This is a genomic window from Polynucleobacter sp. 39-46-10 (assembly GCF_002282275.1).
Genome location: NZ_NCJB01000155.1, coordinates 1 through 5,420, shown reverse-complemented (window position 1 = coordinate 5,420; position 5,420 = coordinate 1). Strand labels below are relative to the sequence as shown.

7 protein-coding genes and 1 pseudogene are annotated in these 5,420 nt (G+C 46.6%); 1 reads left to right on the top strand and 7 read right to left on the bottom strand.

Annotation, left to right across the window (positions count from 1 at the left end):
• Positions 1-156: 156 nt before the first annotated feature.
• Positions 157-498 (bottom strand): M15 family metallopeptidase, encoded by a 342-nt coding sequence (locus B7X71_RS11320; protein WP_293598183.1) that lies wholly within the window; start codon positions 496-498, stop codon positions 157-159.
• The gene (locus B7X71_RS11315) at positions 495-1,028 is read right to left on the bottom strand and encodes a hypothetical protein (protein WP_293598184.1); all 534 of its coding nucleotides are present in this window, start codon (positions 1,026-1,028) and stop codon (positions 495-497) included. The genes B7X71_RS11320 and B7X71_RS11315 overlap by 4 nt, the downstream gene beginning before the upstream one ends.
• On the opposite strand from B7X71_RS11315, the gene B7X71_RS11310 reads away from it, so the two are divergent.
• Positions 1,027-1,206, top strand: a complete 180-nt coding sequence (locus B7X71_RS11310; RefSeq protein WP_293598185.1) for a hypothetical protein — start codon at positions 1,027-1,029, stop codon at positions 1,204-1,206. The genes B7X71_RS11315 and B7X71_RS11310 overlap by 2 nt on opposite strands.
• Here B7X71_RS11310 and B7X71_RS11305 read toward each other — a convergent pair.
• The 5 genes and pseudogenes from B7X71_RS11305 to B7X71_RS11285 form a co-directional block, all read right to left on the bottom strand.
• Positions 1,203-1,646, bottom strand: coding sequence for a hypothetical protein (locus B7X71_RS11305; protein ID WP_293600773.1), 444 nt, complete (start codon positions 1,644-1,646; stop codon positions 1,203-1,205). The genes B7X71_RS11310 and B7X71_RS11305 overlap by 4 nt on opposite strands.
• Positions 1,624-2,670: a phage major capsid protein gene (locus B7X71_RS11300; protein WP_071461894.1), complete on the bottom strand. Its 1,047-nt coding sequence runs from the start codon at positions 2,668-2,670 to the stop codon at positions 1,624-1,626. The genes B7X71_RS11305 and B7X71_RS11300 overlap by 23 nt, the downstream gene beginning before the upstream one ends.
• Before the next feature lie 526 nt (positions 2,671-3,196).
• Complete coding sequence (locus B7X71_RS11295) at positions 3,197-3,709, bottom strand: hypothetical protein (RefSeq protein WP_293598187.1); 513 nt, start codon at positions 3,707-3,709, stop codon at positions 3,197-3,199.
• A gap of 17 nt (positions 3,710-3,726) precedes the next feature.
• Complete coding sequence (locus B7X71_RS11290) at positions 3,727-5,124, bottom strand: hypothetical protein (RefSeq protein WP_293598188.1); 1,398 nt, start codon at positions 5,122-5,124, stop codon at positions 3,727-3,729.
• Positions 5,102-5,420: pseudogene (locus tag B7X71_RS11285) on the bottom strand (hypothetical protein); the annotation flags it as partial. The pseudogene B7X71_RS11285 and the gene B7X71_RS11290, both read right to left, overlap by 23 nt.

Sequence of the window (5,420 nt, the reverse complement as noted above, 5' to 3'; positions counted from 1 at the left end):
CTTCTCGCCTCTTTATAGCATTGACTAAGATTGATACGATTTAAGACACAATTTAAATTTCTATCTTCTTTAATTCTGAAATTGTAATTAAATGAGTTCTGTTACTAGAATTGCAGTGACTACTTCTGGCCGATAGCCGACCTCTGGGGGTTAACCTCAACACACCCGTTCAAAATGTGGCACATCCACAAATCCTTTGAAATTTCCACCCCATCTATTCTTAGGGTCTAGGCTTTCCCAGTATTCGCCAACCGTACGGATGAGATCTTTATCCCAGACAAGTTTTCCATTCCAGAAGAAATTGAAATCAATAGCGCAGCGCCTTAGATGATTGCTGTTCATTGTTTTAGACCTACCGCTTTTGAAATAGATCTCTTGCTGCTCTGGTGAGCGCCAAAGCTCCCCACCAGTGATTACCCATCCTTCTGCAGCTGCAAACTGAATGAGGCGACTGACGTCAATTAGGAATGCTGCCTGCTCTTTTACTAAATTGCTCATTGCTCTTCTTTTTTGTTTAAGCCATGCATACGCATCTCAAAGATCTTTTCTACCGATCTACCGCCAAAGTAAGCCAGCATGACTAGTTGCCCCCATTCTCCTAGGAGCTTTACATAAGCCTCATTGATATCAATTCCCATGGCGGAGAGCAAAGCGAACAAGAGGTAGGCCGTGAGGATGTACACCAATGTACCTGGACGAATGTTCTTTGATAACTTGGAATCGCTGCCCATATCTGATTGCCAGCGCTGCGTGGCATTCTCTTGTGAAGCACGATGCATCTCCGCTAGAAGCTTGGATTCCTCAATCTCCAACTCCTTTTGCTTGAGCGTGTATTGCAAAAGGAGTTGCTCTTGTTCAATCTCTAGCTGCTTGAGCTTAATGAGATCTTCCTGACTGGGGTTGTCTGGAATACGCGCACCAATCTTGCTCTCAATAAATTCCTTACCTTTAGCCTGGACCGCGCCCGCAAGTAGACCAAGGCCATTTACGGCCAAGGTTTGTACTAGAGAGGCGATGATTGGAAGCATGTCATTAGTTCTTTTCTTGATGCTTGGAATATGGAAGTCCACCGCCCCACTACCGCCAAGGCTTTTAATTGGTGTTGGCAGTGGGGCGCAGTTACGCGCGCCCACACACCATGGTTACTTCAACACCCGCAGCCGCACCCAAACACCTGCTGCTAGCGGTGGTCTTCCCTACTGCTAGCGTTTCTTGGCTCCTTTAGTTTCTGGTGACTCTTGATGAGGTCCTGCTTGATCAATAGTCTCTTCTAATGCTTTCTCTTGCGCTGGAAGCTGACCCTCTTTCATCAAGCCCTCCACGATCTCCATTAGGCGATCGCCATCATCCTCACCAAAGACTTTGGCTACGACCTCATGGCCATACTTAGCGCATAGGCGGTCGTACTCCTGCTCTGGAGTAATGGTGGTCTTTGAAGGGCGCTCGAACACCGTGACGTTCTCGCGCCCAAAGAGATTGCGAAGGATATTAGTTTCATACGGCGGTACGTACACATGGATGGTTGTGAAGGCATCTCTGCGCACTACCGCTTCCACCTCTTTAATTTGGAAGTCGCTATGAATGAGCTCTTTATGGTTCATACTGTTGTTCATTTCTTCCTCCTTATTGAATTGCCAATACCGCATGGGCATTCGCTCGTGAGATAGATAAAGCGCAGCGCAGATTAACCATGGCATACATTGCCAAGGTATCGTGCGGACGGATTGGGGCAACGATGTCTAGATCGTCATCGCGCAGCTTCATAAATCGAGTGTTGAGGAAATAACAACGCTTACTCCACTCCACCGTGCGATTAGCCATGGCATCAAGCTCATCAAACTGTGGATCCCAGATGATCTCCACTCCTTTAAAAGCTAAGCCAGTGTTAACGCCTGCTCCAACGCCAGCATCGATGTACTTGGTCTCACCTGATCCAGCGATATGAGTCACTGTCACCTGCTTGCGATAGGTATCAATGAACTTACCCCCAGCGATGATGAAATCAGGGCTACCGCCATGTTTAATACATTGACGCCATGCAGTTTCCATCTCACCTACTAAGTTCCCTGGCGATGTTGAGGCAATGTCTTTGACTGCGTAGTTACGCCAGTAGCTTGCTTTGGCTCGATCAATACCGCCTACTGTGCCAGCATCAGGCGCTAGGCTGACTAGGCTATCTAAACCAACTACTGCATCTGCGCCGTGTGAGCCGTCGCGGTGTAACTCTAAGTCCAGCTTATTGAGGAATCCTTCTCGTAGGACTTCTAATTGCTCATCCAAGAGGTTGATTAGTTGTACGCGTTCGTTGTATTCGAGCTGAAAACCTCGAGCCCCGCCTTCACGCACTTTGATCCCGTTACTGAATAAGCGGTCATAGTCAATATAGAGACCATCCACCGCCCTACGCCACGGGAAGGAGGCTTGCTCAGTGGTATTGCGTTTATTGAACTTGACCGTCTCTTCTCCAAACGCCCAGCTAAAGTTACTGCCGTGTTCTTTGCGGATATTTTCGACTACGTTCTGTTTTGCGCCTAATAAGCTCTTACGCCCCTCCATGAGTTTTTTAAGGAAAGGTCTCTCTACAGCGATTTGATCGACTGGTAGATTGCGTAAGTACTCATCTAAGGAAACCTTAGCTAACTCTTGCAAGTCTGTATTTGAAATTGGCATATGCCACCCCATCAATAGTTATTTAATAAATTGGTTGGCTTCAATACCTGGTGATGGAGCGTGAACCCATCCATTGCTACGCTACTAGGCGCGACTCTAGCTTTAACGCATTGACATGAAGCAGTAGATAGAGTGTTTAGCTCTCTCTACATGAATTGATTATTGGGGTACTTGGTAAGGGGTTTGGATATTTCTGGGGTTTTTATTTGCAATGAACCCACTTCTGCTTCTATGGTCAAGGCTCCTTTTTGTCACCTTAACCATCGAAATAGTGTCTTTTAGGCATCGCACATCAAGGTAAGCTTCGCCACCCCTCTGGGGTGACCTTGATTTTGCAGGCAGTGTCGGTAAATTTTTAGCCAAAGAAAAAGGGCCCGAAGGCCCTTTCCTTGAGATCTTATGGGATCTCGCTGCGAGGCTCTGTTACCCCTGCTGGCTTGCAGGACCTATTGCTAGGCAGCTAGTTCGTATACTCACTCGCTCTCGAACTGTCTTTGTAAGATTATTACCCCCTGAAAAACTTTTGTCAAGATACCCCCAGCACATCACACACCAAGCCCTTAAAACGCCATTTTTGCGCATTTTTACCAGACTTTAACGGGCTGATATAGGCACTTTTGACATAAAGTTTTAAATCTACAGCATTGGCACTTCCCATCCTTTCTAAGCTAAAAAATATGGAATACGGCTGTGGTCCATTCGGCGAATCAATCACAATCTGCGATACATAGGTGTAACTTTTATCTGACCGATAAATAAGCCCGTTTAACAAAGTCTGCATTACTGTAGGTAAATGCTTTGAGCACTGGTAACGTAGCGGATCAAAAGCTCTTAACTCTCTGAGATACCTATAGACATGCTCTTCACGATGTTTGCTTGAGTCAAACTCCTCTGTAAAGCAGTGACATCCAAATGTCACGAAAATTTGGATGGCCTGATCCACACGATTGATTGCCAAATCAAGGCCCAAGGTAATTGGCTTTAAGTGTTCAAAAGTAAAAAGCTGCCCTTGAAACTGCTTGTGTGAAAAATCACTCATGACCTAGTAATAGGCCCTTAAATTCCCATATTGCCAAGATGCTGGGCTATCCGGTCCATTGGTTGCTCAGAGCTAGCTACTGGCGAACCTAGAGTTGCTGTTCGTGCTCTTATTGGCTGAGGCTGTGGCTGAGCCTTGGGTTGATAAGTCTCAACCATTGACTTGGACCAATCTGGCGCAGACAAACCAATCGAGTTGTAAATTGAATCAATTACAGGCCACCACTCAGAAGCCTGATTGTTTTGCACGAACACATTCATATAGAACGGGTCTTGCATGTATTTCAGAAACAATACTGACTTATGCGTGTGATCAATCTCATCCTCACGAGTTGAGAGGTACTTGAGCATCTCTTTTTTAGCTTCATCTACAACGTTAAATAGCTTAGGCTTTAGATAACGCTCTGCTGCATTCTGGGGCGGGTCCTGACGCTTTGCACGCTCCTGTGTATCCAAGATGCTGCCTACTAGCTCACCTTCAACCTGGTAGCCGTGCACTTCATCTAATAACTTCTCGACCCTTGCTTTAAGAGTTTGGTTTTCTTTTGCAAGATCGCGGTTGGTATTGATGATCTTCTGAAATCGATTCTCACTACGAGCTGCTTGTGGCACTTGCTCCTGATCTTGAGGTGCTGGTTCAGCGCCCGTTAGGATGCCGTCAATAAGCTCTTTGCCACTTTCTACTTGCACTTCTGACTGTGGCGCAGCTTCTACAGTGTGAACGGCAGGTGCGGGCATCAGCGCGCTCATGTCATAAGCTGCTGGCAACTCTGTCCTAGCGCCTTCGCTTGCATCGATAGTAGGTATTGATGCTGGCACATGGACCGCGCCCTTCACTATTTGCAATACCAGCTCCTCAGGTTCCAACTCCTCCAGCTCTTCTGGATCCTCAAGCTCTTTAGTCACCATTACCGGCTTTGAAGCTTCTGTCTTGGTTGCATCTGGGGCTTTACTTAGATCATCCAATAGCGCTGCTGCCTGGGTTTGCTTTTGGTTTTGACGCTCTAGCTCTTGCTGCTTTGCCAATAGTGCAGCAACTTCAGCGGCAGCTTGTTCTGCCGCTTGCTTCTCTTTGTTTTCTGCAAGCCTTCTATCCAGGTCTTGTTGTCTTGCTAAACGAGCGGTCTCCTTGGCTGCAACGACCTTTAGCCTTTCCTCTTCATCACGAGCTGATTTTTCCGCGGCCTTACGCTGCTTTTCTTCTTCGGCAGCTTGTCTTGCTTTAGATTGCTCAGCCAATTCAATAGCGCGATCTTCCCTGGCTTTATTGCGTCTTGCGGCTGATTCGGCTGCATGCTTTTCATATGCCTCCTTTTCTAGGCGCTCACGCTCACGCTTGGCTTCACGGTCTTGCACCCGCTGAATCGCACCACCATTGGTTAATACTCCAGAACTAAAGTTTTTCACTTCTTGCATCTGCTGTCTCCTCTTTTGATTGTTGTTCTGTACTGCGCTTGTCTCCACCCATTTGCCACATCCGATTCATCGAAAGATCGCTGTTGATATCTACGTATCCCTCCGCTTGCTTTTCTATGTTCGGTATAAATAGATTTGAATCGATACGATCGTCATACCGCAAGAGAGTCTCGTGTAGGAGATTACGGATATGTTCGTAATCCATTCCTCTAGCTTGTAGGTTTTGCATCTGAATTGATAGATTCGTAATCATGGGTAAAACCTTGAGCCAACTCTCTTTGTCTTCTATGCCATCC